This is a genomic window from Endobacterium panacihumi (genome assembly GCF_050847465.1).
Taxonomy (GTDB): domain Bacteria; phylum Pseudomonadota; class Alphaproteobacteria; order Rhizobiales; family Rhizobiaceae; genus Neorhizobium; species Neorhizobium panacihumi.
The window spans coordinates 23,073-49,063 of record NZ_JBOZRA010000005.1; the positions used below are offsets into that span (position 1 = coordinate 23,073).

Here is a 25,991-nt window from a genome sequence, read left to right on the forward strand (position 1 = left end):
CCGATGGCCCTCAATCTTTCGAAACAGGACTGGCTGCTGTTCCTCGGTTTTGCCCTTGTCGTGCTGACCATGCCGATTACGTTGCAGCCACTCGGCGCCGCATATCCGGCGCTGATGCAGAAATTCTGCATTTTTGGCATTTTCGCGCTCGGCTTCAACATCCTGTTCGGGCTGACCGGTTATCTCTCCTTCGGTCACGCCGCCTTTATCGGCATCGGCTCCTACGCCGCCGTGTGGATGTTTAAGCTTCTCACCATGAATGCTTTGCCGGCTATCTTCTTTTCGATGATCGTTGCCGGTCTGGTGGCGGTGGTCATCGGTTATGTGGCTCTGCGCCGGTCCGGCATCTATTTCTCCATCCTCACGCTCGCCTTCGCGCAGATGTTCTATAACCTTGCCTATTCGGTTTTGACGCCGCTCACCAATGGCGAGACCGGATTACAGCTGACGCTGAGTGATCCGCGTGTTCTCGATCAGATGGCAGGTGCGGCAACGGGTGGCCTGCCACGTGTCGAATTGTTTGGCATCGGCCTGAGCGGCGGCGGTTATGCCGGCTTCTATTTCTGTGCCGTCATGCTGATCCTCTGTTTTTTCTTCGCCATCAAAATTTTTCGCTCGCCCTTCGGCCTGATGTTGCGGGCGCTGAAATCCAACCAGAACCGCATGCGCTACACCGGTTTTCACAACCGGCCTTATCTGCTCGCCGCTTTCGTCATTTCGGGCGTTTACGCGGGGCTAGCCGGTTCGCTGATGGCTGTCACCGATCCGCTGGCCGGTGCCGAGCGCATGCAGTGGACGGCCTCGGGCGAAGTGGTGCTGATGACCATTCTTGGCGGCGCCGGCACGCTGGTCGGCCCGATCCTCGGTGCGGCTGTCATCAAATATTTCGAGAACATCTTTTCCGCCTTCAATGAACAGACCCTGCACCGCATTTTCGATTTCCTGCCCGACAGTATCGAAAACCCGCTTGTCAGCGTTCTGTCGCTGTTCGTCGGCGAGGGCTGGCACTTGACGCTCGGCGTCATCTTCGTGCTGATCGTCATCTTCCTGCCCGGCGGCATCATGGAAGGTTTCCGTCGGATTTCCGGCCTCTTCAATCGTGGCGGGGGAGGCGGTAAACCCGCCGTCGCTTCTCATCCTCAATCGGCCCAACCGGTCCAGCCTGCGGAGTAACGGCCATGTCAGACAAGAATATCGTTCTCCATGTCGCCGATGTCAGCAAGCGCTTCGGTGGCCTAAAGGCGCTCTCGGATGTCGACCTGAGCGTTGCCGAAGGCACCGTCCACGCCATTATCGGCCCCAATGGCGCGGGAAAATCGACACTGCTGAATGTCTGCATCGGCCGGATCCGGCCTGATCAGGGCCATGTCGTGTTCGCCGGTACCACGCTCGATCAGCAGCGTCCGCACGAAATCAACCAGCTCGGCGTTAGCCGCGTGTTCCAGACGCCTGAAATCTTTCCGGATCTCTCGCTTCTGGATAATGTCATGATACCGGCCTTCGCCAAACGCGATGGCGCCTATCGTTTCCACGCTCTGCAATCTGTCGAGAGCGAGAGTGAAATTCGTGAGGCCGCGGAATTCCATCTCGGTGACGTCGGCCTTCTGGAACGGCGCCACCAACTGGCCGGCTCACTGTCACGCGGCGACAAACGCCGGCTGGAACTCGCCATGTGCCTGATCCAGAAACCAAAACTTCTGCTGCTGGACGAGCCGACCGCCGGCATGTCTCGTCACGATACCAATATGACCATCGAGCTTCTGAAACGCATCAAGGCGCGCGGCATGACCAAGGTCATCATCGAGCACGACATGCATGTGGTGTTTTCGCTTGCCGATCGCGTCAGCGTGCTGGCGCAAGGCAGGATCATTGCCGATGGTCTGCCGGACGAGGTGAGGGGCAATCCCAAGGTCAAGGAAGCCTATCTCGGAGAAGCGCACGCATGAACGCCATGACCCGCCATAGTGACTTGAAAGGAGCCCAAAGCATGGAGCCGAGCCAGGAGAGGGCCTTTTTCAGCGTCGAGGATATCCATGCATGGTACGGCGAATCCTATATCGTGCAGGGTGTCTCCTTCTCTATTGCCAAGGGTGAGGTCCTGTCGCTGCTCGGCCGCAACGGCGCCGGCAAGACCTCGACTTTGCGCACACTGGCGCGCGCCGACAGCCCGCTCTTGAAAAGCGGCGAGATCTGGCTCGATGGCCAGCCGCTGCACAAGATGAAATCCTATCAGGCCGCACAGGCGGGTGTTCAGCTTGTACCGGAGGATCGCCGCATCATTGGCGGGTTGACTGTGGAGGAGAATCTTCTGCTCGCGCAAGTGTCCGGGCAGAAGGGCTGGTCGGTCGAAAAGATCTACGACCATTTCCCGCGCCTTGCCGAACGTCGTACGCAGGAAGCCACCACCATGTCGGGCGGCGAACAGCAGATGTTGGCAGTTGCACGTGCACTGGCGCGTGATCTGAAAATCCTGTTTCTCGATGAGCCTTATGAGGGCCTCGCGCCGGTCATCGTGCAGGAGATCGAAAAGATCGTCCGGCAGATCCGCGATCTCGGCATCACCACCATCATCGTCGAGCAGAATGCTGTTGCCGCCCTGCGTTTCTCCGACCGGGCCGTGATCATGGATACCGGCACCGTCGTTTACAGCGGTGCCGCCGCCGATGTTCTGGAGAATGCGGAACTGCGACACAATTATCTGGCTGTCTGATCCGCTCGGCGGCTTACCGCATGCATGGGCGCAAATCTGCCCATGCATGTCGGCCCTGCGGCATGTGCAAAAGACAGTGCGCCTTTATCCTGATAACAAATGCAAAGACGTTCCGCCCACAGGTGGATTGAAAAGTTATCGGATACGGGAAACTTCATGGCCATTGCAGTGACGGAACAGGATACGGATGCCACAATGGCATCTGAGGCGATCAACCTGCTTTCGCATTTCTCCATCGAAGTCACACCGCGCACCGCTGCAAAGGTTGAGGATTTTCGCTCTCTCCTGCCGGCAGGCACGCGTGTTTACATCGCTCATATTGAAGGCACGCCGATCGACGACATGGTGGCGACCGCGCGTCGGCTGACCGGCGAAGGTTTTGTCCCGATGCCGCATATCCCGGCGCGAGGCATTGCCGATGTTTCGACGCTCGATACGTGGATCAAACGTTACCGCGAGGAGGCCGGTGTCGAACAGGCTTTGCTGCTTGGCGGTGGCAATGCTCGCCCGACTGGCGACCTCGATAGCGTCATGGCCATGCTCGAAACCGGCCTGTTCGACCGGTATGGTTTCAAGCGCCTGCATGTCGCCGGTCATCCGGAAGGCAATCGCGATATCGATCGCGACGGCGGCACGACCAATGTCGATGCCGCCCTTCGCTCAAAGAATGATTACGCCCGGCGCACCGATGCAAAGATGGCGATTGTCACGCAGTTTGCCTTCGATGCCAAACCGGTCATCGCCTGGGCGGAACGTATCTTTGCCGATGGTATCGACCTGCCCATTCATCTCGGCATCGCAGGACCGACCAAACTGCAGACGCTGATCAAATTCGCGATCTCCTGCGGCGTTGGTCCGTCGCTTGCCATTTTGCAGAAGCGCGCGCTGGATTTTCGCAAGCTGCTGGTGCCGTTCGAACCGACCGATCTGGTGAATGAGATCGAAGCCTATTGCGCAACACATCCGCAAAGTCGGATTGAGCAATGTCACGTCTTTCCGCTCGGCGGCATTTCCGCCAGTGCTGTCTGGGCCAATGCGCGGGTGAAAAACGGTTTGGCGGACGCGATCTGATCGAAGCGATCAATCTTCCGAATAGCGCTCCTCGGCCCACGGGTCGCCGCGCATGTGATAGCCATTCTTCTCCCAGAAGCCCGGCCTGTCCTCGCGGATGAATTCGATCAGGTTCAGCCATTTGGCGCTTTTCCAGAAATAGAGATGTGGCACCACAAGCCGCACCGGTCCGCCATGCTCTTCCGTCAGTGGCTGACCTTCCCATTCGGTCACCAGCATCGCCCCTTCAGAGGCGAAGTCGGCCAGGGGAAGGTTGGTCGTGTAGCCGTCATAGCTCGTCAGCATCACCGCGTTTGCCTCATCCTTCGGCAAGATGAAATCGAGCAGGTCGCGTGTCTTCACGCCCCGCCAGTGGTTGTCGTAACGCGACCACGTGGTGACACAGTGGATGTCGGACAGGCCGTCGCTCTGCGGCAGTTCGTGGAGAGCCGCCCAGTCCAGCGTCATCGCATGCATCACCAGACCACGCACATCCAGCCGCCAGCGCTCTTTCGAAATAGCCGGCTGTTGGCCGAGATCGAGAACCGGCCAGTTTTTCACGAGATGCTGGCCGGGCGGCAAGCGTTCCGTATCCGGTCGGGACGGGTGGCCGGTCAAAAATCTGCCTTCCGCTGCCCATTTGCGTTTCGTGGTCGTAAGCTTGGTCACTTCGGGCTCGGACATATCGTCACTCATCGGCAAAGACCTGTCGCTGATTTGAGAAAGCGCAATTCTGCGCCGCAACCGCACCGATGTCCATTGCGCTGCAATCTCGGTAAATTTCCCATCTTGAGCTTGCAACATAGCTGGCGCATACCTGCGGCGAAGATTGACAAGCACTCGTCAAATTAGAAGATTGCATACCGGCTCACGGCTTCGCGTTGGGGAGGACCTTTGATGTCTAAACGCGCCTTTTTCCGCATCTCTGCTTTTGTCCTTGGCGCGCTGGCTTTTGCAGCACCGCTTGTTGCGCAGGAAACGCGACGCCAGGTCATCACCAGCGAAAACAGCGATTATACCGGCTTCGACCTCCGCACGGTCAAAAATATCGATGTCAACCAGTGCCAGGCGGCCTGCGTCGACGATCGCTCCTGCCGTGCCTTTACCTACAATACCAAGGCAAAATGGTGCTTTCTGAAATCAGACTTCAACCAGCTGAACGCCGCTCCCGGCGCGATCGCCGGCAAGGTCGTTGAGGTCGCCGCCGAGTCGGATATCGGGGCTGCCCCGCGTCTCGGTTTTCTCTCCGACGAGCTGATCCAGCAGGCCCGCGAATTCAAGGATGGGCTTGCACCCACTCCGGCCTTGCAGGGGCAGGGGCTGGAAAGCCTGAAGGCTCTGGCGCAGCTGGAAGTGGTCGGCAATGACATCGGTGCGGCATTGCCTGCCTATCAGGCCGCACTTGCCATCAACCCGGATGATGGTGCGCTGTGGCTTGAAATGGCGCGTGCCGCCGGCAGCGTCGAAGGCAATAGCGAATTTGCCCGTCAGGCCGTCATGGCCGCCATCAATGGTTACCAGCTGAGCCGCAGTACCCAGAGCCGCGCTGAAGCGCTCGCTCTTCTCGGTGGCGGGTTGGAGCGTCAGGCCAGTCATCGTGCCGCCATCAATGCGCTCAAGGAAAGTCTGGCTCTGGTCAATGCCAAGACGGTGCAGGCGGTTTATCAGGATCTCGTGCAGCGTTTCGGGTTCCGCGTGGTCGGCAACACGGTCGATGCCGACAGCGCCGAAGCGCGCGCCTGCGTGCAGTTCTCCGAGCCACTGGTGAAGGCCGGTGTCGATTATGCCCCCTTCGTCACGCTGGATGGCGCCGCCCCGAAGGCGATGGAAGCCAAGGACAACCAGATCTGCGTCGAGGGCCTGACCCATGGCCAGCGTTACAAGCTGACGCTGCGTCGCGGCCTGCCGTCCTCCGTTGATGAAAACCTCGCAGCCGCCGTCGATATCGACATCTATGTGAAGGACCGTTCGCCGTCGCTGCGTTTCACCGGCGACAGTTTTGTGCTGCCCTCCACGGCCCGCCGTGGCATTCCGCTCGTTTCCGTCAACACGCCGAGCGCCGCGCTCAAACTGTATCGGATCGGCGAGCGCGGTATCGCGCCGCTTCTCACCTCGTCGCAGTTCCTTACCCAGATGGATGGCTACAGTGCCAACCGCATTCAGGAAGAGAGCGGCGAACTGGTCTGGGAAGGTTCGCTCGACATCGGCCAGGAGATGAACAGGGACGTCGTCACCAGCTTCCCGGTTGACGAAGCGCTACCTGAGCGCAAGCCCGGCGTCTACGTGATGACCGCCAGCCTGCCGACTGCCGATGAAGACAGCTGGGAAAACAAGGCGACGCAGTGGTTCGTGGTCTCGGATCTCGGCATCTCCACCTATGCCGGCACGGATGGCCTCAACGTCTTCATCCGCTCGCTTTCGACGGCCAAGCCGGTCGCGGATGTCGAGTTGCAGCTTCTCGCCAAGAACAACGAAATTCTCGGCACACTGAAAACCGATGCCGATGGTCGCGCCAATTTCACTGCCGGCCTGATGCGCGGCACCGCCGCCATGGTGCCTGCCGTACTGACTGCCAAGAACGGCGAGACGGATTACGTCTTCCTCGACATGACCCGCGCCGGTTTCGATCTGTCCGACCGCGGCGTCACCGGTCGTGCCGCACCGGGCGCGATCGATGTGTTCGCCTTCACCGAACGCGGCATCTACCGCGCCGGCGAAACCGTGCATGCCTCGGCGCTGACGCGTGATGTCGATTCCAACGCGATCGAAAACCTGCCGCTGACCTTCGTTTTCCTGCGCCCGGATGGTGTGGAAGATCGCCGTTTGGTCGAAAACGGTCAGCTTGGCGGTTACACGCTCGATCTGCCCCTGCAGGAAACTTCTATGCGCGGCACCTGGACCATGCAGGTGTTTACCGATCCCAAGGGCACGGCGATCGCTTCGAAGGAATTCCTTGTCGACGATTTCGTGCCGGACCGTATCGAGTTCGATCTGACCAGCGACGTTTCGACGATCACGGTCGGCGAAGCGCTGCCGGTCAATGTCGATGGCCGTTATCTTTACGGCGCACCGGCTGCCGGGCTTAATCTCGAAGGCGAAGTGGTTCTGAAACCGTCACGCGAGACGGAAGCTTTTAAAGGCTATTTCTTCGGCCTTGCCGATGAGGAGGCCGCGGAAGCCACCCGCCTGCCGCTCGAAGGGCTCGACCCTCTCGATGAAAACGGCAAGGCAACATTTGATGCAGCCATTGCCGAAATCCCCTCCACCACGCAGCTCGTCTCGGCAGATATCGTCGTGCGCATGCAGGAAGGCGGCGGCCGCGCCGTTGAGCGCAAGCTGACGCTTCCGGTACGCGCCGATGGTCCGCGTCTCGGCATCAAGCCGGAATTTTCCGGCGATCTGCCCGAAAATGCGGTCGGCAAATTCCATGTCGTGATGGTCGATGAGGCCGGCAACAAGGTCGCCTCGCAAGGCGCGTTGTGGAAGCTCGTCAAGCTGGAGCGCCGTTACCAGTGGTATCGCGAGGGTGGTTCCTGGCGCTATGAGCCGATCACGCGCACCGAGTTGGTGTCCAATGGCAAGGTCGATCTTTCGGCTGATGGCGGTGAGATTTCCGTTCAGGCCGCATGGGGTCGCTATCGTCTCGAAGTCGAAACGCCGGATGCCGGTGGCCCGCAGTCGAGCGTCGAATTCGATGCCGGCTGGTTCGTCACCGCCAGCTCCACCGAAACCCCGGATGCCTTGGAAATCGCGCTCGACAAGCCGAGCTACAAGGTCGGCGAGACAGCGAAACTGAAAATCGCGTCGCGTTATGCCGGTTCGCTGATGGTCATGGGCGGCGCTGAGCAGTTGATCTCGGTCGACAATGTCGATATCGGCGAAAACGGCGGGGAGGTCGAAATCCCTGTCACGGAAAACTGGGGCGCCGGTTCCTATGTCACCGCCACGCTGTATCGTCCCGGAGAAGCGCAGGACAGCCGCATGCCGATGCGCGCCATCGGCATCACCTGGCTGAAGGTCGATCCGGAGCTGCGCGATCTTGCGATCAAGCTGACCGCACCGGAAAAGACCCTGCCGCGCCAGCCGCTTGAGGTCGCAGTCAATGTCGCCGGTGCCGGTGTGGGCGAAGAGGCCTATGTCACGGTTGCCGCCGTCGATGTCGGCATTCTCAACCTGACGCGTTATGAACCGCCGGCCCCGGACGATTTTTACTTTGGCCAGCGTCGCCTCGGTCTGGAAATCCGCGATCTCTATGGTCGTCTGATCGACGGTTCGCTCGGTGCCATGGGCCGGATCCGCACCGGTGGCGATGGCGGCAGCATGGCGCTGCAGGCCAGCCCGCCGAAGGAAAAGCTCGTCGCCTTCTTCTCCGGCCCCGTCAAGCTGGACGCGGATGGTAATGCAAAAGTCAGTTTCGATATTCCGCAGTTCAACGGCACGGCCCGTGTCATGGCGGTGGCATGGTCCAAGACCGGTGTCGGCCATGGCGTGACGGAAGTCATCATCCGCGATCCGGTCGTCGTTACCGCCAGCCTGCCGCGTTTCCTCGCCCCCGGCGATGAAGCCAACCTGCGTCTCGATATCGCCAATACCGATGCGCCCGCCGGCAATTATCGCCTGTCGGTCAACGGCAATGATGCGATTTCGGTGGCAGCGCCGGAACAGACGTTGCAATTGCAGCCTGGCGGCAAACAGGATGTGGCCCTGAAAATCTCCGGCGTCGAACCCGGTGATGGCCAGATCAATATCCGCCTGACGAACGATAGCGGCATGGCCTTGGAACAGGCGCTGTATCTGCCTGTTCGTCCGGCCACCCTGCCGGTCACCACCCGCCGCGTCATCTCGCTCGCCCCCGGCAGCAGCCTCACGGTGAATGGCGATCTGTTTGCCGACAGCATTCTGCCGGGCGCCTCGATCGCGCTTAATGTCAGCCGTTCGGCCGAGTTCGATATCCCGTCGCTGCTGACCAGCCTCGACCGTTATCCTTACGGATGCGCCGAACAGACCACCAGCCGGGCACTGCCGCTGCTTTACCTCAGCGAACTCGCCCAGAAGAACGGTCTGGCCGACGAAACCGAGATCAAGAAGCGGGTGCAGGATGCCATCTACCGCGTCCTCTCCTACCAGTCGTCCTCGGGCAGTTTTGGCCTGTGGTCGCCGGGCTCGGGTGATCTGTGGCTGGATTCCTATGTCACCGATTTTCTGAGCCGGGCCCGCGAACAGGGATATACTGTGCCGGATCAGGCGCTGGTGCAGGCGCTGGAAAACCTCCAGAACGGTCTCGGTTACGACAACAGCGTCCGCGACAAGGGCAACGAGATCGCCTATGCGCTCTACGTTCTGTCGCGCAACCGCAAGGCCGCGATCAGCGACCTGCGTTATTACGCCGATACGATGCTGGCGGAATTCCCCACCCCGCTCGCCAAGGCGCATCTCGCCGCATCGCTTGCGCTTTACGGCGATGCCCAGCGTTCGAAAACCATCTTTGCCCACTCGCTGCAGATGTCTCAGGATGCGCAGGTCCACAAGGTCAGCCTCGCGCGTTCGGATTACGGTTCATCGCTGCGTGATGGTGCGGCGGTTCTCGCCCTTGCAGCCGAAAGCCGTCCGGTTCCGGCCATCGTGCCGGAGCTTGCAAAGGTTGTTGCCAAGGAATGGACCGCCAAGAAATACACTAGCACCCAGGAACAGGCCTGGATGCTGCTCGCCGCCCGCGCTTTGCAGCAAGGTGACGATGGTATTGCCCTTCAGGTCAATGGTGCCGCCCACAAGGGTGCGTACATGTCCCGCATCGAAGGTGCGGCACTGGCCGATCACCCGGTCACGCTCGCCAATCGCAGCCCTGATCCGCTCTCGGCGGTGCTGACCACGGTTGCCGCACCGGTCGTGCCGCTGCCGGCCGGCGGCGACGGTTTTCAGATTTCCCGCGCCTATTACACGCTGGAAGGTGAGGAAATCAGCGTGACCGAAGCCGAGCAGAACCAGCGTTACGTGGTGGTGCTGACGGTGACGGAAAGCAATGACTGGGCCTCGCGTATCGTCATCACCGATCTCCTGCCCGCCGGTTTCGAGATCGACAACCCAAGCCTGGTCGACAGCGCGCAGTTGACCAATTTCGAATGGATCGGCGACACGCAGGCCGCCCATACGGAATTCCGCAACGACCGTTTTGTCGCCGCCTTCGATCGCAGCGGTGGCGATAACCGCGAAATCTCTTTGGCCTATGTGGTGCGCGCGGTCTCGCCCGGCGTTTATGATCACCCGGCGGCTTACGTCGAGGACATGTACCGCCCGCAGTTTTCGGCGCGCACCGCGACAGGCCGCATGGAGGTGAAGGCGGCGCAATAATGCGGTTTTGGTCAAAACTTGCCATCGGTACCGCTGCTATCGCCCTTCTTGGCGTAGCGGCGGTCTATGGTCTGGAAGCCGTCGACCGTGCTTATCCACCGCCTTTGGAAAAGGCCGGTGTGATCTCGCGCGAGGTCGTGGATGCCGATGGCCAGCTTTTGCGCGCCTTCGCCACGCCGGATGGGCGCTGGCGGCTGGGCACGAAGGTTGCGGACGTCGATCCGCAATTTTTACGCATGCTGGTGGCCTATGAGGATCAGCGTTTTTACGACCATGCCGGTGTCGATCCCTGGGCACTGTTAAGGGCGGCCACGCAGTTCGTCACCAATGGCCGTATCGTCTCTGGCGCCTCTACGCTTTCCATGCAGGTGGCGCGGCTGATCGAACCGCGTGAAAACCGCTCCTTCACCGCCAAATTCGTGCAGCTTGCCCGCGCCATCCAGATCGAACGGAGGCTGTCGAAGGCAGACATTCTTGATCTCTATCTGACGCTTGCGCCCTATGGCGGCAATCTTGAAGGCGTGCGCGCCGCAAGCCTTGCCTATTTCGGCAAGGAGCCGCGTCGGCTTTCGGTGTCGGAGGCAGCGCTTCTCGTCGCCCTGCCGCAATCGCCGGAAGCACGACGCCCCGATCGTCGCTCTCAGACGGCCACCGCCGCACGTCAACGCGTGCTCGATCGTGAGCCGGTGAGGGAAACAGTCGGCAAGGCAGCGGCCGAACAGGCTGCACTTCACACGGTTCCATCGCGTCGCCTGCAATTGCCAGCCTACGCGGCACATCTGGCGGAAGCTGCCATCCGTAAACAGCCGACGGAGACCCGTCACGTCACGACCCTGCGGCGGGACGTGCAGCGCGGATTGGAAGATGCGGCGCGCGCTGCCGTACAGAAACTCGGGCCAAAGATATCGCTCGCCATGGTCATGGCCGATGCTCGCACCGGCGAGATTGTCGGCGAAGTTGGCTCGGCCGACTATTTTGATGCCAGCCGCTCCGGCTGGGTGGATATGACCCGCGTCAACCGTTCGCCGGGTTCGACGCTCAAACCCTTTATCTATGGCCTCGCCTTCGAACAGGGGCTGGTGTCGCAGGAAACGGTGATCGAGGACCGCCCCTCCGATTTCCACGGCTATCGGCCGCGCAATTTCGACATGAGCTATCAGGGCGACGTGTCCATCCGTCAGGCGCTGCAACTGTCGCTCAACGTTCCGGCCGTGCGCCTTCTCGATGTCGTTGGCCCCAGCCGGTTGATGATGCGGTTTCGCCGTTCGGATGTAAAACCGGCGCTACCGATCGGCGAGGCACCGGGACTTGCCATCGGGCTTGGCGGCGTCGGGGTGTCGCTGAAGGATCTGGTGCAGCTTTATGCCGGGCTTGCCAATCGTGGCCAGCCGGTGCGGCTGGGCGATGGTGTGCGTGAAAAACCGGGCATCGACCCCGCCGATCCGCTGCTCGAACCGGTCGCCACATGGAATGTCACGGACATTCTTTCCGATGTCCTGCCGCCGCAGGGCAGCCGACGCCTCGGCATCGCCTATAAGACCGGCACCAGTTACGGGTATCGCGATGCCTGGTCGATTGGGTACGATGGTCGCCATGTGCTCGGCGTCTGGGTCGGCCGACCGGATAATGGCGCCGTGCCCGGCATTGCCGGTTATGCAACGGCGGCCCCGATTTTGTTCGAAGCCTTTTCCCGCTCGGGCTTGGCCATCACGCCGATGCCTCCGGCACCTGCGGGCGCAGTGCGCGTGGCGCAGGCCGATCTGCCGATCAGCCAGCGGCGTTTCTCCATGACGGCATCCGGCCTGATTTCGGCCTCGGCCCGCGAACCGGCGCCGCAGATCGTTTATCCGCCGGAAGGTGCACGGGTCGATCTCGGCGCCGCCTCGGGCAACACGCTGGAACCGCTGACATTGAAACTGCAGGGCGGCCGCGCGCCGTTCCGCTGGCTGGCCAATGGCGAGCCGCTGTCGGACCTGTCGCGCCGTCGCACCAGCGAGTGGAAACCGGATGGTGGCGGTTATTCGACGCTGACGGTGATTGATGCGGTCGGGCGTGCCGCGACGGTTCGGGTGTTTGTGGAATAGGGGCGACCAATTTTCTCCGTCATTCCGGCCTCGTGCCGGAATCCAGCCAGCCCAAGTCCTTGGGCTGAAATGACTCTTCAGCCACGCAGACGCGTGGCTGCTGGATCCCGGCTCAAGGCCGGGATGACGACGAACAAGGAGCAGGCTTAGGCTTCACTCACCCGCGCGATTGCATGAAAGAACGTGCCGCTGACAAAACCGCGCCGCCCGCCGGATGTGCCAAGCGGCTTGCCGGTACCATCCGCAATCGTCGCAAAGGCCTCGTCCGACCCGGCATCGGTGACGCTGGCATAATGGAATTCATGGCCTCGGATGCGGCTGCCTGCTTTACCCAGTGGGCCATCGGTGGCAATCGTCGCCTGACGGTAGCCGAGGTTCATGCGGCGTTTGGCAAAGCTGGTCTGGTGCGACAGAAGCCCGGTCATCCGGTGGGTAACGCCATCTGCATCCTCCAGCGCCTCACCCAGAACCATATATCCCCCGCATTCGCCATGCACCGGCCGCGTTTTTGCAAACTCCGCCAGCTTTGAGCGAAAGTTTTCAGCAGTCGCAATCGTTTCGGCATGCAGTTCGGGATAACCGCCCGGCAGCCAGCACACATCGCAATCTTTAGGCGGGGCTTCATCGGCAAGGGGCGAGAAGGGCACGATTTCCGCACCCAAAGCGCGCCAATGGGCAGCGACATGTGGGTAAAGAAACGTGAAGGCCGCATCCTGCGCCAGGGCAATGCGTTGGCCGGGTGGCTTGAGATTGGCGTCAGGAGACATGGCGGCCATCTGCGTCAGCGGCACGGCCAGATCGAAAATCGCATCGAGATCAAGCGAGGCTTCCATCGCATCGGCCAGTTTTTCGATATGGCCTTCGATCTGCGGATGTTCGCTCGCCTGTACCAGTCCCAGATGGCGTTCCGGCAAGACGAGGTCCGGGTTGCGCAGAACCGCACCCACCAGCGGCAGGCCGGTCGCGGTGATGGCATCACCCGAAAGCCGCACATGCCGTTCGCTACCCGCCCGGTTCATGATCACGCCTGCGATTTTGACTGCCGGATCATAATGTTTGAACCCGACAGCCACCGCCGCCGCCGTCTGCGACTGGCCGGAAACATCCAGCACCAGCAAAACCGGAATGCCGAGCAGGCGCGCCAGATCCGCAGCCGAGCCGGTGCGGCCGTCGCCGCCGTTGATGCCGTCAAAAAGACCCATGGCGCTTTCGATCAACACCAGATCGGTATCTTTTGCCGCATCGTTCAGCAGATGGGCCACCAATGCCGGTTCCATCGCCCAGGTATCGAGGTTGAGGCCGGGCAGGTGGGTGGCAGCATGGTGAAAACCGGGATCGATATAATCCGGGCCCGATTTGACACCGCGCACCTTGATGCCGCGCCGGGCAAAGGCACGCAAAAGGCTGATGGTCACGCTGGTCTTGCCTGAACCAGACCGTGGTGCGCCAATTATGAGAGCCCGTGCCGTCATGCAAAAATTCCTTTAGCGGAAATACGGATGAAAACACTTGTCATGCGAAAAACCTTATTACCGGTGACGGCGGCCGGGGGCAGCGTTATAGAAGCGGTCATGAGTGAAGCTGGCATCGAAGCGGATGGCAAGAACCTGCGGCGTGGCTGGACCACCGGCACCTGTGCCGCGGCCGCCGCCAAGGCTGCCTGTGCAGCGCTTGTAACGGGCAAATTTCCCGATCCTGTCGAGGTCGGCCTGCCCGGGGGGCAGCGTCCGGCTTTTGCACTGGCTGGCGAGGACATCGGAGAAAATTTTGCCCGTGCCTCGATTGTAAAGGATGCCGGGGATGACCCCGATGTCACCCACGGCGCCTTGATCTCGTCGACCGTCCGGCGCGGTCGCCCCGGCAGCGGCATCACGTTCAAGGCTGGCTCCGGCGTGGGCACGGTCACCCGGCCCGGACTGCCGCTCGGGATCGGCGAGCCGTCGATCAATCCCGTTCCCCGTCAGATGATTGCCGCTGCCATCGCCGAAGTGGCGGGCGGCGAGACGGATTTCGAGGTCGAAGTGTCTGTCGCGGATGGCGAAAGGATCGCAGCAAAAACGCTGAACGGCCGACTCGGCATTTTGGGCGGTATCTCGATCCTCGGCACGACCGGCATCGTCATTCCGTTTTCCTGCGCCGCCTGGATCCATTCCATCTGGCGCGGCATCGATGTGTCGCGCGCCGAAGGCCTCACCCATGTCGCCGGTTCCACCGGCATGACCTCGGAAAAGGCCGTGCAGCAGCGCCACAATCTGCCTGAAGTTGCCCTTCTCGATATGGGTGATTTTGTCGGCGGCATGTTGAAATACCTCAAAACCCACCCCGTACCGCGCGTTACCATTGCCGGAGGCGTGGCAAAAATGACCAAGCTGGCGCAGGGCATGCTCGACCTGCATTCCAAGCGTGGCCTTGCCGACCTCGACGGACTGGCAAAGGTTGCGATAGAAGCTGGCGCCAACGCCGATCTGGCGGATCGCATCCGCGCCGCCAACACCGTGCTGCACGCGTTCGAGATTGCCGCGGAAAATGGCCTGGCGCTCGGCCCGGTCATTGCCGCGCAGGCATGGCAGACGGCGGCCAAGGTGCTCGACACACCAGACATGGCACTTGAAATCCTGATTTTTGATCGTCAGGGCAATTTCGTTGCCGAAGCGCCGTTCACACCGTCCGATCAAGTGGCGCCATCCGATCCGGGGGCCTCTCCGCCCCTGAACCGGCGCACATAATCGGCGCTGTAAAGCGCACTCTCTCTAAAGTCTTCTGCGGCCAATCCCGGCCCGACGAGAATGAGTGCCGTGCGTTCCACCGGATCAGCCGCCAGCTTTTCCTCGATGGTCGAAAGCGTGGCGCGAATAACCCGTTCATCCGGCCATGTTGCCCGCACCACTACCGCTACGGGGCAATCGGCGCCATAAAGCGGTTTCAGCTCTTCCACGACCTTGGCTATAGCATGGATGGCCAGATGAATGGCGAGCGTCGCACCGGTGGCGCCAAAGGCTTTCAGGTTTTCCCCCTCCGGCATTTTTGAAGCGCGGCCGGAAATGCGGGTGAGAACAAGGCTCTGCGCCACTTCCGGAATGGTGAGTTCGCGTTTCAGCGCTGAGGCCGCCGCCGCAAAGGAAGGCACGCCGGGGGTCATCGTATAATCGATGCCGTTCTTTTCCAGCCGGCGAATCTGCTCGGCCACCGCGCTCCAGACGGAGAGATCGCCGGAATGCAGGCGGGCGACGTCCTTGCCCTCCGCACGCGCCTTCACATATTCGGCCTCGATCTGGTCCAGCGACAAGGAAGCCGTATCGACGATGCGAGCATCCGGCGGGCAATAGGCCAGAAGTTCGCGCGGCACGATAGAGCCGGCAAACAGGCAGACCGGGCATTTTCCGATCAGGTCGCGGCCGCGCACGGTAATCAGGTCTGCCGCGCCGGGGCCGGCGCCGATGAAATGAACGGTCATGATCTCAGGTCTTTCCAGTCTCGGTATTCGGGCCAGTCTCGGTATTTTCGATGGCAATGGCGCAGGTCACGCCGTCGCGCACAAATCTAGGGGCGACCAATAAAGCTGCATCACCTGCCGCGGCAAGGGCGGCTGCCTCGCAGAGGCTCGGTGTGCCGGCATAGGCAAGGCTCATTTCCGAAACGGTCAGGGTGCGCGGTGCTGCCGCCTCCAGCGCTCTCTGGTCGACGACTATCATTGAAATGCCGAGCTTTTCGGCCGCCGCGATTATTCCGGCTTCGTGCGCTTTCATCACGCCCGTTGCCAGCATGTCCGGCCAGCATCCGGCAAAACCCGTCTGCGCCATTGTCTCGCCCAGCACGCGCAGAATCGTTTGCGTTGGCGTATCCTTGCGGCAGCCAATCCCGGCAACGATCCACCGTGTGGTCACAGCTTCGCTCACGGTTTGGCCCAGACCCACTGCGTTATAGGCATGGCCGGCCGCCACCCGAACATGGAGCCGATTGGCGCAACGCGCGAAACTTCTAGCCGGCTAAGGGATCCGCCCAATCTTGCATGCGCAGCCAGAAGCACGGCCTCCATTTCGAGCGTCACAGCATTGGCCACAAGCCGCCCATCGGCACCAAGCGCCTCCATGGCAGCGTCGAACACACCCGGCTCACTGCCGCCGCCGCCGATAAAGATCGCATCGGGCCTTGGCAGTCCGTCAAGCGCATCCGGTGCCGTCCCTTTGATGATCCGCAGCCCGGGCACACCCATTGCCGTCGCGTTATGGCCGATCTGCACTGCACGTCCCGCGTGGCTCTCGATGGCGATGGCCCGCATGGACGAATGCCGCAACATCCATTCGATGCCGATCGAACCCGATCCGGCACCGATATCCCACAGCAGTTCCCCACGCCGGGGGCTGAGGGCGGAGAGGGTCAATGCCCGGATTTCCCGCTTGCTGATCTGCCCGTCGTGACCGAACAGAGCGTCCTCCAGACCGCAAGCCAGCGGCAAAATTCTGGCGTCCTTGGACGCGACCACGTCAATGGCGACAATATTCAGCACATGGATATCGTCCAGTGCAAAATCATCAGCCATGGTGGCACGGACACGTTCCTGCTCACCGCCGAGCGCTTCCAGCACCGTCAGTCGAGATTGTCCGAAGCCGTTTCCGCTCAATAATGTCGCCAAGGCCGCCGGTCCCGTTTCATCCGATGTCAGCGCCAGCACCTTGCGGCCCGGATGCAGCAGCGGCCGCACCAGATCGAGCGAACGGCCATGCAGCGAGACCGTCTCGATATCCTGCAGCGCCCAGCCCAGCCGTGACGCCGCCAGCGAAAAAGCGGAGGGTGAGGGGATGGCGATATATTCCTGCGCGTCGACATGCCGAGAAAGCGTGACGCCGACGCCGAAAAAGAACGGATCGCCTGAGGCCAGCACGCACACCTTTTGCCCACGCAAAGCGATGACCGCCTGCATGGCGGTATCGAAAGGTTGGGGCCATGGCCGCGCCTCGCCGGCGATCAAAGGGGTGGCCAGTTCCAGATGCCGTTTGCCGCCGAACACGATGGTGGCGGCTGAAATCGCCGCACGCGCCCGTTCGCCGAGGCCCGAAACACCATCTTCGCCGATGCCGATGATGGACAACCAGGGCGCTGTCGTTCCATGGTGTGGCTCTGATTCAGGAGACATCGTGCAACACTCCATTCTCATTCTGGGCGGTACCACCGAGGCCCGGCTTTTGGCCGAAGTGCTGGCAGGTTTGCCTCGTTTCGCCACCACGCTGTCGCTTGCCGGTCGCACGCGCGCGCCGATCGCCATGCCCGTACCGGTTCGCACCGGCGGTTTTGGTGGCGCGCAAGGTCTCGCCGCTTACCTGTCCGATAACCGGATTGATCTGTTGATCGACGCCACCCATCCTTATGCCGCCCGTATTTCGGCCAATGCTGCCGAGGCGAGCCGCCTTTCCGGCATCTCGCTGATCGCCCTGCGCCGAGACGGATGGACCGAACAGGCGGCCGATCGCTGGAGCCATGTGGCAAGCGTCGAAGATGCGGTCACCGCCTTGGGACAGAGCCCGCGCCATGCCTTTCTGGCGCTCGGACGGCAGGAATTGTTGCCCTTCGAACAGGCCCCGCAACACGCATATACTGTCCGTAGCGTCGATCCGGTGGAACCGCCGCTGTCGGTTCCATCCGCACGATATATCACGGCACGCGGTCCGTTTCGTGAGGCCGACGAACGGACGCTTCTCACTGACAACGGTATTGATGCCATCGTCTCGAAAAATTCGGGCGGCACGGCCAGTTATGGAAAAATCGCGGCGGCACGAGCGCTCGGAATTGAAGTGATCATGATACGCCGGCCTGAACTGCCTGCGGCAAAATCCTTCGAAAGCGTGCAGGCCGTGCTCGCCCATCTCGGTCACATCTTTCCTGCAGAGCGCGGCGAATAAACCAGTGGCCTCTGTCCGGGGCGGTCGATCAGGCGTGTTTCCGTCGAACCAACGATAATGCAGGTCGCCATATCGGCCATGTCGGAATGCGCGTTGGAGAGTGGTTCGATGCGCATTCTTTCGTCAGGCCGTCCGGCTGCGCGGCCAAACACGACCGGCACGGTTCCGGGCAGATGTGCCCGCAGCACATCGAAGGCGCGCGAAAGCTGGTGCGGTCGGGCCTTGCTAACCGGGTTGTAGAAGGCCATCACGAAACCGGCGTCTGCCGCCGCAATCAGCCGTTTTTCGATCAACTTCCACGGCTTCAGATTGTCCGACAGCGAAATAGCGCAGAAATCATGGCCGAGCGGTGCGCCGACGCGCGCGGCAACGGCCAGCATGGCAGTAATGCCGGGAATGACTGAAAACTCGATATCGCGCCATTCGGCGGGACCGGCCTCGATCGCCTCGCACATGGCCGCTGCCATGGCAAACACGCCGGCATCGCCACCCGAAACGACGCAAACCTTTCCGCCCTTGGCCGCCAGCATCAGCGCGGCCTGCGCACGCGAAATTTCCTCGCGGTTGTCCGAGGCGTGGCGACGCTGATCGTCGCGTAAATTCAGCCGGTCAACATAAGGCACATAACCGAAAAAATCCTCGCCGGCTTCGATCGCCCTCAGCGCTTCCGGTGTCACTTGGGCGGCATTGCCGGGGCCAAGCCCGATGACCGTCAGCGATCCACGCAGTGCTCTACTCATGGCCGTGCCTTCCAGCCGGGAACCAGCACGATGGAAAAATAGGGTGCCGGGCTTTCGTCGCGTTCCGCAAGCGGCGTCATCGCCGCCGTCGCCATCGTGCCGCGTTCCACATACATGGCGCCATCAAGCTTGCCGGTGGAGACAAGCGCACGGCGAATTTTGGGCAAGTTGCGGCCAACCTTCATGATCACGGCGCCATCGGTGCCGGAAAGCCGTTCAGCGAGAATGTCTTCCGCAAGCGTGCCCGGCAGCACGCTCAAAATGTCGTCGCCCTGCACAAGCGGCAGACCGGCCATGGACCAGCAACCGCTCATGGCGGTCACGCCCGGCACCACCTCGGCTTCGTAACGGGTCACCAGCCGCAGATGCAGATGCATATAGGAGCCGTAAAACAGCGGGTCGCCTTCGCTCAGCACTGCAACGTTGCGCCCGGCCTCCAGATGTGCGGCAATCTCTTGCGCCGACCGATCGAAGAACTCGGCAATGGCATTGCGATAATCATCGCCATCCTTGTCCATCTCGACCGTGACGGGATAGATCAGCGGCAGTTCGATCGTGCCGGGGCGCACATGTGCTTCCACGATGGCGCGGCCATTTCCATGGCCACCCTTCTTGGTGAAGAAGGCAATCACATCAGCTTCCCCGATGGAGCGAACCGCCTTTAAGGTCAGCAGCTCCGGATCACCCGGCCCTGTGCCGACGCCGATGACGCGGCCTTTCGTAACGGTGCTCACAGTCCGGCCCTCGCAAGCGCATTGATGGCCGCTGCTGTCATTGCCGAACCGCCCATGCGGCCGGAAACGATGGCGTAAGGGATTTTGTGGTGGCTGATTGCCAGCGCTTCCTTGGATTCCGCAGCCCCGACAAAACCGACCGGCATGCCGATGATGGCCGCCGGTCGTGGTCCACCGGCGTCAAGCATTTCGAGAAGGTGAAACAGTGCCGTCGGCGCATTGCCGATTGCCACAAGCGCGCCTTCCAGCTGATCGACCCAGAGGTCGAGCGCTGCAGCGGAGCGCGTATTGCCGATCGCCTTTGCCAGTTCCGGCGTGCGTGGATCCTGCAATGTGCAGATCACGGCGTTGTCGGCAGGCAGGCGGGCGCGGGTCACGCCATGCGCCACCATCTGCGCGTCGCAGAAAATCGGCTTTCCGGCCTTCAGCGCGCCGCGTGCGGCGGTCACGAAATCACTGGAAAAATGAAAGTGCTGCGCCGCCTCCACCTGTCCGCAGGCATGGATCATGCGGATGGCGACTTCGGCCTCGTCTTCGGAAAAGCGCGACAGATCGGCTTCCGCGCGAATGATGGCGAAAGATTTTCGATAGATGGCATCGCCTTCGCGAATGTAATCGTATTCAGTCATGACAGTCCTTGCGAAAGCGCCTGTTCCAGCCGGGCAGGGCCCAAACGGGTCAGGCACTTGGCCGTGGTTTCGCCAATTCCTCTTTCGAGGCGGACGAGGTCAGCCAAAGCGCCGAGCGCTTTGGCTTCCTCTCCGTGGCGGATGAGTTTGAGCGGCATATCGCTTGTTTTGCCCCCGAAGATCAATGCCGTCCCTTCATTCATCCCGACAAGGTTCAACAATGCCTGTGCGGGGTGCGCGCAACCTTTCGTGCAGCCGGAAAGATGCAGGGTCAGAGAGCCATCCAGCAGGTCACCGACGTCTTGCGCTGTAACCTCGCCGAGCGCATGGGTGTGGAGCGATGCGGATTGGCAGGCGGATTTGCCGGGACAGGCGGCGATTTTGGCACGTGGGTCGTTTTGCGAAAGGATCAGTCCCTGTGAGAAGGCAGTCATCGCGCGGCAGGCGTCGTTGTCTCCGAAGAAAACAAGTGAGTGGTCAATGGCGGGGCGAATGTGTGTGATGCCAGCCGTTTCGGCCTGCTGCCCGAGGTCGATCAGTGTGTCGGCGGAGCATTGTCCGAAGGGGATGCCGATGCGGGCCGCGATTGTCTGAACTCCTGCCAGCGGCAACAGACCAAGGGGCAAAAGCCGGGTCGCCACATGCGAAACGGCATCCTCCAGCAATATTGGGGCAAGCCAGGTCTTGACCTCGGCCGGATCAAGTTCCCGTCCCCGCAGCGGAATGTCCATCGCGGCAATGCGCGTCAATATCAGCGTCACACAGGTTCTGGCGTCCGTATCGCCCACCAATCCGAGGGAGCGCCCCGTCGCCGCAGTGCCGCCCAAAAATATCTGCCAGAACAGTCCGCTCTCACGGCGTATGGCCGAAAGCCGGATGTCCGCCAGTAATCCATGCAACGGCAATTGCCCGCCGCCATCCACCACGACAGTGAATTTTGCTGCCAATCGCCGGGATAGGCCGTGTTCGCTGACAAATGTGCGAATGGCAGAAGCCAGCGGTTCCGGGTCGGCGACTTCAAGCGGATCCAGCCCTGCCAATGCGCCGGTTTCCACCGGCACGCCATCGCGCAGAGGCAGGTTCATTCGCAGAATGTCGGCCTCCAGTGCGCGCGCGCTTGCCGCCGTCAAACCCCGCACCTGAAAATTGCCGCGTGCCGAAATGTCGATCAGGCCATTGCCGTGACGTTTCGCCAGTTCGCCTATGCGCACGAGATTTTCTGGCGAAATCGCTCCGTCGAGGCCGATGCGTGCCAAAAGCCCGTCGCCGGTCATCATCGGTGTCGACAGTGCCGGACAGGCACCGCGCACCATGGGCGATTTTTGGGTTACTGGATCAAGCACGGTCGCCGTCATGCCTGCACCTTCGCGTCATCGCGGACGGCATCCGCCAAAAATATCTCGAGTTCGCCATCGACGGAATTGCGGCGCGGATGCCACAGGCCACGGCGGCGGGCTGACAGAAAGCGTTCGGCAATCGCCTTGGCCGCCTGCCGGTTCTGGTCGAGAATAAAGTTTTTCACATCCTCATCGGCAACATAGGCCTGATAGACCGCCTCGATCAGCGAGCCGGGAATGGCATCGGTCGTTTCGGCAAAACCCACCAGCCGGTCGACGGTTTCGGCGAATTCGGACGCGCCGCGTGGCCCGTGCCGCATCTGTCCGGCGATGAAACGCGGATTTGTGGCGCGGGCGCGCACGATGCGGGTGACCGCCTCCACCATGGAGCGGGCGCGCGGCCGATCCGGATCGGTGGTGTCGAGCGCAATCACATCCGCCTTGCCGCCGAGTGCGGCGACGGCTGCTGAAAAACCGCCGATAAAGGCAACGTCAGCCGAACCATCCAGAAGATCGCGGCCGGGGTCGTCGCCGGTATGCACCAGCAGGTCGGCGGCGCGAATGCGTTCGGCAAATTGTCCCTGCGCTTCGAAACCTTCACCTTCGGCACCGCCAAAAGCGTGGCTAGTGGCATCCAGATACAGTTTTCCGAGTTCTTCGCGCTCGCGCCATTCACCATCGGAAAGACGCTCCTCAATGCCGGCGCCATAGGTGCCGGGGGCGGAACCAAAAATGCGTTGTGGTGCCTTGCCTTCCGCCTGTGCCGTTTCCGAAAGGGGGTTGTCGCCGGGCGCTTCCTCACGTGTGGCAATGGCGCGGGTGGCGGCGTCCAGCAGGGTGATCAGCGGCGCAAACATGTCGCGAAACAGGCCGGAAATACGGAAGCTTACATCCACACGCGGTCGCCCGAGGCTTGCCGGTGGCAGGATATCGATGCCGGTGACACGTCCCGTTGCGGGGTCCTGCACAGGTCTGGCACCCATCAGCGCCAGTCCCTGCGCCACTTCCTCGCCGCCGCTGCGCAAGGTTGCGCTGCCCCAGAGATCGATGATCAGGCTTTTGGGCCAGTCGCCATGGTCCTGCAGATAACGCCGCAGCACTTCGTCGGCGGCGCGCTTGCCGAGTTCGAACGCGGTCGGTGTCGGCATGGTGCGGGGATCGGACGCGTAGAGATTGCGGCCGGTCGGCAGAACATCACGGCGTCCACGCGCCGGCGCACCGGAAGGCCCGGCGGTAATATGGCGACCGTCCAGTGCCTCCAGCAACGCCTTGCATTCCCCGTCCGCACTTTGTTTGCGAAGCGGGTCCGGGGCGTCTGTGTTGATATCCGTATCGCGGCCAAACACGTGCTGGCCGTCCTTGATGGCCAGATCCTTCAGGTCGCATAGAAACGCATCGATGCGCGTCAGCGCCGCATCGGCATCCTCGCCGGCCGTGACGCCGGCATCGCTGGCCAATCCGGTTTCGTGCGCCATCTCGACAATCAGCTTTGCCAGACGGTCACGGCGGCGGCGATCCAATCCATCGGCCTGTGCATATTCATCGACCAGCAGTTCCAGCTTTTTCTGCGCGTCGGACAAGCCTGCTTCCGTCAAGGGGGGTGGCAGGTGGCCGATGGTGACGGCAGAAATCCGTCGTTTGGCGACGGCTGCCTCGCCCGGATTGGAAACGATGAACGGATAGATGACCGGCAGGCCGCCGAGTACGATTTCCGGGAAACAGTTTTGGGAGAGCGCGACGGTCTTGCCCGGCAGCCATTCCAGCGTGCCATGCGCACCGACGTGGACCACAGCATGCACATCAAGCTTTTGCCGAAGCCAGGCACCAAAGGCGATCAACCCGTGTCGCGGCGGCCGCTCGGGATCGTGATAATCCGTGCGGCGATCCGCTTCCCGGCCGCGATCCGGCGCCAGTGTCACGGTTACGTTGCCGAAACGGGCAGCACGAAAACCAAAGGCACCATCCCGCAAGGTTTCATCGTCTTGCGGCTCTCCCCATGTGCCCGTCACGGCTGCCCGCCCTTCCTGTGGCAGTGTTTCGAAAAACGCGCTGTAATCCCGCAGTAAACAGTTTTCGCCGGCTCCATCGAGACGATGCAGCAATTCCCTTGCATCCTCAGGAATGTCACGCACCTCGTAACCAGCATCCCGCAACTGGATCAGCATTTCCAGCACGCTTTGCGGCACATCCAGCCCGACGGCATACCCGGTGCGGCCCGGCGCTCCCGGATAGTCCGGTATGATGATGACGATGCGGCGATCTTTCCGATCTGCCTTCTGCAGACGCAACAGGCTGGCGATGCGCTCAGTGACCTTTTCCACGCGGTCGGGCTCCGGCCGGTTGATCAGGCCGGAAAAGCCCAGTTCGTCCTCGTTGCGCGCATCCTTGAACGACACGGCACCGGCGAGTATCCGCCCATCCAGTTCCGGTAGAACCACATGCATGGCCAGATCCGCAGGCCCCAGCCCGCGTCGGTTTTCGAGCCATGCATCTCGTCGTGTGGTGGCAACAATGACCTGCAGAACCGGCACGCCCAGACGATCGAAAAAGGTTTTGCCCTCGTCATCCGCGCCGCTGGCAAAGGCGGTGGCGGTGATGATCGCGGACGGCTTCATGCCGTTCATCGCCGCTTCGACAAAGGCCAGCGATGTCTTGTCCTTGAGGCCAGCCACAAAGACCGGAACGGCCAGAATGTTTTTCTCGCGCAGCGCGTCGAACAGGGCATCGATCGGCGCTACGTCACTGGCCAGAAGCATGGAACGGTAAAAAAGGATCGGCACGATGGCCGCCCCCGGCATCGTGGACAGAAGCGGATCGGGTGTTTCAAGGACGCCTTGGCCGGGATGATAAAACCCGGCCTTTGGTACGCTCACGGCATCGGCCATATCAGCCGTTTCGCCTCTCGCAAGCCTGATCAGCCGCGTGGCCAGAAGCGTCAAATTCTGCGGACCACCTTCGCGAAAATACGAAAGAAGCCGGTCGAGTTCCTCCGTCGAAACTGTGGATCCCGCCGCCAGCCTGGCATCGCGCTCGCTGCATTCGCCGGGCAACATGACCAGCGTCACGCCACGCGCGCGCGCCATGCGGGCCAGTTCGTCGGCGCCGTAAGGCCAACGGTCATGGCCGCCGAGAACCCGCACGAGAATGAGTTTTGCGAACCGCGCCACCTTATCGATCCAAAGGTCGACCGACATCGGGTGGCGCAGTTCGGAAATATTGGCGAGCCTGAGCGACGGCATTGTGTCGCCACCGCTGCCTGCCTCGGCTTTTGCCCATGCGGAGGCAATGCCGTTCAGATCGCTGTCGGTAAAGGACAGCACCACCACGTCGCCCGGCGTCTGGTCGAGATCGACCGGTTCGATCAGGTCGTCAAGCGACGAAGACGTGGTGGCGAGAATGTGCATCAGGCTGCCAGGATCTTTTCGATCTTTGCTGCATCGATGCCCTTTTCGCCGATGATGACGAGACGCGAACGACGCTCTTCATTGGCAGCCCAGGGGCGGTCGAAATAATGGTTCACGCGCGGGCCGACAGCCTGCACCAGAAGCCGCATCGGCTTGCCGGCCACTTCCACATAGCCCTTGATACGCAGAACCTTTTCGGCAGCCGTCACATCGGCGATGCGCTGGCTCAGCTCCGCCGGATCGGCAATTGCCGGCACATCCAGCACGAAGCTGTCGAAATCGTCGTGTTCGTGGTCCAGTTCGTCGTCGTGATGGGTCTTGCGGTTCTCGATGTCGTCTTCGACGGCAAGGCCAAGGCCGATGAACACGGCCGGATCGACGACTCCATTGGCGGCCGGCACGATGCGCACGGCGCGTGGCAAGTGTTCGGTCACATGTGCGGTGGCGATTTCCAGGCCCTTTGCGTCCAGAAGGTCGGCCTTGGTGAGAATAACGAGATCGGCGCAGGCGATCTGATCTTCAAACACCTCTTCCACCGGGTTGTCATGATCCAGGCTATCGTCTTCAGCCCGCTGGGCGGCCAGCGCTTCCATGTCGTCGGCGACACGGCCTTCCGCTAGAGCCAGGCCATCGACCACAGCGACAACGCCATCGACCGTCACGCGGCTTTTCACGCTAGGCCATTGAAAGGCCTGCACGAGCGGCTTGGGCAGGGCGAGACCCGAGGTTTCGATGAGGATGTGGTCGACCTTTGGCTCAAGCGCCAGAATCCTGTCGATCGCCGGCACAAAATCGTCGGCAACGGTGCAGCAGATGCAGCCGTTTGCCAGCTCGACGATGTTGTCGTCCGGGCAGTTTTCGATGCCGCAGCTTTTCAGGATCTCGCCGTCGATGCCGACATCGCCGAACTCGTTGACGATGACGGCAAGGCGCTTGCCTTCAAGGTTCTGCAATGTGTGGCGCAGAAGCGTGGTTTTGCCGGCGCCGAGAAAACCGGTGACGACGGTGCAGGGAATACGGGCGAGATTGGCGGTCATGAGCTTTTTCCTGAATGTCGG

Annotated in this window: 19 protein-coding genes; 8 read left to right on the forward strand and 11 right to left on the reverse strand. The window is 61.5% G+C overall.

Going from position 1 to position 25,991, the window contains the following annotated elements; genetic code table 11:
- Positions 1–3 precede the first annotated feature (3 nt).
- From ACRQ1B_RS20185 to ACRQ1B_RS20200, 4 genes are all read left to right on the forward strand, one after another.
- A complete protein-coding gene (locus ACRQ1B_RS20185) occupies positions 4–1,173 on the forward strand; it encodes a branched-chain amino acid ABC transporter permease (RefSeq protein WP_432295828.1) in 1,170 nt (389 codons plus the stop codon).
- A 5-nt stretch (positions 1,174–1,178) separates the two neighbouring features.
- A complete protein-coding gene (locus tag ACRQ1B_RS20190) occupies positions 1,179–1,946 on the forward strand; it encodes an ABC transporter ATP-binding protein (RefSeq protein ID WP_432295829.1) in 768 nt (255 codons plus the stop codon).
- A gap of 41 nt (positions 1,947–1,987) precedes the next feature.
- The gene (locus tag ACRQ1B_RS20195) at positions 1,988–2,710 is read left to right on the forward strand and encodes an ABC transporter ATP-binding protein (RefSeq protein ID WP_432295830.1); all 723 of its coding nucleotides are present in this window, start codon (positions 1,988–1,990) and stop codon (positions 2,708–2,710) included.
- A gap of 156 nt (positions 2,711–2,866) precedes the next feature.
- On the forward strand, positions 2,867–3,781 hold the full coding sequence (locus tag ACRQ1B_RS20200; RefSeq protein ID WP_432295831.1) for a methylenetetrahydrofolate reductase: 915 nt from the start codon (positions 2,867–2,869) through the stop codon (positions 3,779–3,781).
- 9 nt (positions 3,782–3,790) lie between these two features.
- Here ACRQ1B_RS20200 and ACRQ1B_RS20205 read toward each other — a convergent pair whose 3' ends face one another.
- The gene (locus ACRQ1B_RS20205; protein WP_432295832.1) at positions 3,791–4,456 is read right to left on the reverse strand and encodes a sulfite oxidase-like oxidoreductase; all 666 of its coding nucleotides are present in this window, start codon (positions 4,454–4,456) and stop codon (positions 3,791–3,793) included.
- 201 nt (positions 4,457–4,657) lie between these two features.
- Here ACRQ1B_RS20205 and ACRQ1B_RS20210 point away from each other — a divergent pair, with 201 nt between their 5' ends.
- Positions 4,658–10,108, forward strand: coding sequence for an alpha-2-macroglobulin family protein (locus ACRQ1B_RS20210; protein WP_432295833.1), 5,451 nt, complete (start codon positions 4,658–4,660; stop codon positions 10,106–10,108).
- Positions 10,108–12,192, forward strand: coding sequence for a penicillin-binding protein 1C (pbpC, locus tag ACRQ1B_RS20215; protein ID WP_432295834.1), 2,085 nt, complete (start codon positions 10,108–10,110; stop codon positions 12,190–12,192). Before ACRQ1B_RS20210 ends, pbpC begins: the two co-directional genes overlap by 1 nt.
- Before the next feature lie 146 nt (positions 12,193–12,338).
- Here pbpC and ACRQ1B_RS20220 read toward each other — a convergent pair whose 3' ends face one another.
- A complete protein-coding gene (locus ACRQ1B_RS20220) occupies positions 12,339–13,664 on the reverse strand; it encodes a cobyrinic acid a,c-diamide synthase CobB (RefSeq protein WP_432295835.1) in 1,326 nt (441 codons plus the stop codon).
- 114 nt (positions 13,665–13,778) lie between these two features.
- On the opposite strand from ACRQ1B_RS20220, the gene ACRQ1B_RS20225 reads away from it, so the two are divergent.
- Complete coding sequence (locus tag ACRQ1B_RS20225) at positions 13,779–14,918, forward strand: cobalt-precorrin-5B (C(1))-methyltransferase (RefSeq protein WP_432296135.1); 1,140 nt, start codon at positions 13,779–13,781, stop codon at positions 14,916–14,918.
- On the opposite strand, the gene cobM is transcribed toward ACRQ1B_RS20225, so the two are convergent.
- From cobM to cbiE, 3 genes are read right to left on the reverse strand one after another with little or no spacing between them, the layout of a single operon-like run.
- Complete coding sequence (cobM, locus tag ACRQ1B_RS20230) at positions 14,864–15,646, reverse strand: precorrin-4 C(11)-methyltransferase (RefSeq protein ID WP_432295836.1); 783 nt, start codon at positions 15,644–15,646, stop codon at positions 14,864–14,866. The two genes, ACRQ1B_RS20225 and cobM, sit on opposite strands and share 55 nt — an antisense overlap.
- A 4-nt stretch (positions 15,647–15,650) precedes the next feature.
- Positions 15,651–16,088 (reverse strand): cobalamin biosynthesis protein, encoded by a 438-nt coding sequence (locus tag ACRQ1B_RS20235; RefSeq protein WP_432295837.1) that lies wholly within the window; start codon positions 16,086–16,088, stop codon positions 15,651–15,653.
- Positions 16,085–17,326, reverse strand: a complete 1,242-nt coding sequence (cbiE, locus tag ACRQ1B_RS20240) for a precorrin-6y C5,15-methyltransferase (decarboxylating) subunit CbiE (protein WP_432295838.1) — start codon at positions 17,324–17,326, stop codon at positions 16,085–16,087. The genes ACRQ1B_RS20235 and cbiE overlap by 4 nt, the downstream gene beginning before the upstream one ends.
- 1 nt (position 17,327) lies before the next feature.
- On the opposite strand from cbiE, the gene ACRQ1B_RS20245 reads away from it, so the two are divergent.
- A complete protein-coding gene (locus ACRQ1B_RS20245; RefSeq protein WP_432295839.1) occupies positions 17,328–18,089 on the forward strand; it encodes a cobalt-precorrin-6A reductase in 762 nt (253 codons plus the stop codon).
- Here ACRQ1B_RS20245 and ACRQ1B_RS20250 read toward each other — a convergent pair.
- Genes ACRQ1B_RS20250 through cobW form a run of 6 tightly spaced genes read right to left on the reverse strand, consistent with a single transcriptional unit; the run spans position 18,059 to position 25,970 of the window.
- The gene (locus ACRQ1B_RS20250; RefSeq protein WP_432296136.1) at positions 18,059–18,817 is read right to left on the reverse strand and encodes a precorrin-3B C(17)-methyltransferase; all 759 of its coding nucleotides are present in this window, start codon (positions 18,815–18,817) and stop codon (positions 18,059–18,061) included. The two genes, ACRQ1B_RS20245 and ACRQ1B_RS20250, sit on opposite strands and share 31 nt — an antisense overlap.
- Before the next feature lie 8 nt (positions 18,818–18,825).
- Entirely contained in the window at positions 18,826–19,563 is a 738-nt protein-coding gene (locus ACRQ1B_RS20255; RefSeq protein WP_432295840.1) for a precorrin-2 C(20)-methyltransferase, read from the reverse strand.
- A complete protein-coding gene (locus ACRQ1B_RS20260) occupies positions 19,560–20,192 on the reverse strand; it encodes a precorrin-8X methylmutase (RefSeq protein WP_432295841.1) in 633 nt (210 codons plus the stop codon). The genes ACRQ1B_RS20255 and ACRQ1B_RS20260 overlap by 4 nt, the downstream gene beginning before the upstream one ends.
- Positions 20,189–21,547: a precorrin-3B synthase gene (cobG, locus tag ACRQ1B_RS20265; protein WP_432295842.1), complete on the reverse strand. Its 1,359-nt coding sequence runs from the start codon at positions 21,545–21,547 to the stop codon at positions 20,189–20,191. Before cobG ends, ACRQ1B_RS20260 begins: the two co-directional genes overlap by 4 nt.
- Positions 21,544–24,933 carry a cobaltochelatase subunit CobN gene (cobN, locus tag ACRQ1B_RS20270; RefSeq protein WP_432295843.1) on the reverse strand — a complete coding sequence of 1,130 codons (3,390 nt, stop codon included), beginning with the start codon at positions 24,931–24,933 and terminating at the stop codon, positions 21,544–21,546. The genes cobG and cobN overlap by 4 nt, the downstream gene beginning before the upstream one ends.
- On the reverse strand, positions 24,933–25,970 hold the full coding sequence (gene cobW, locus ACRQ1B_RS20275; protein ID WP_432295845.1) for a cobalamin biosynthesis protein CobW: 1,038 nt from the start codon (positions 25,968–25,970) through the stop codon (positions 24,933–24,935). The genes cobN and cobW overlap by 1 nt, the downstream gene beginning before the upstream one ends.
- Between the last annotated feature and the right edge of the window lie 21 nt (positions 25,971–25,991).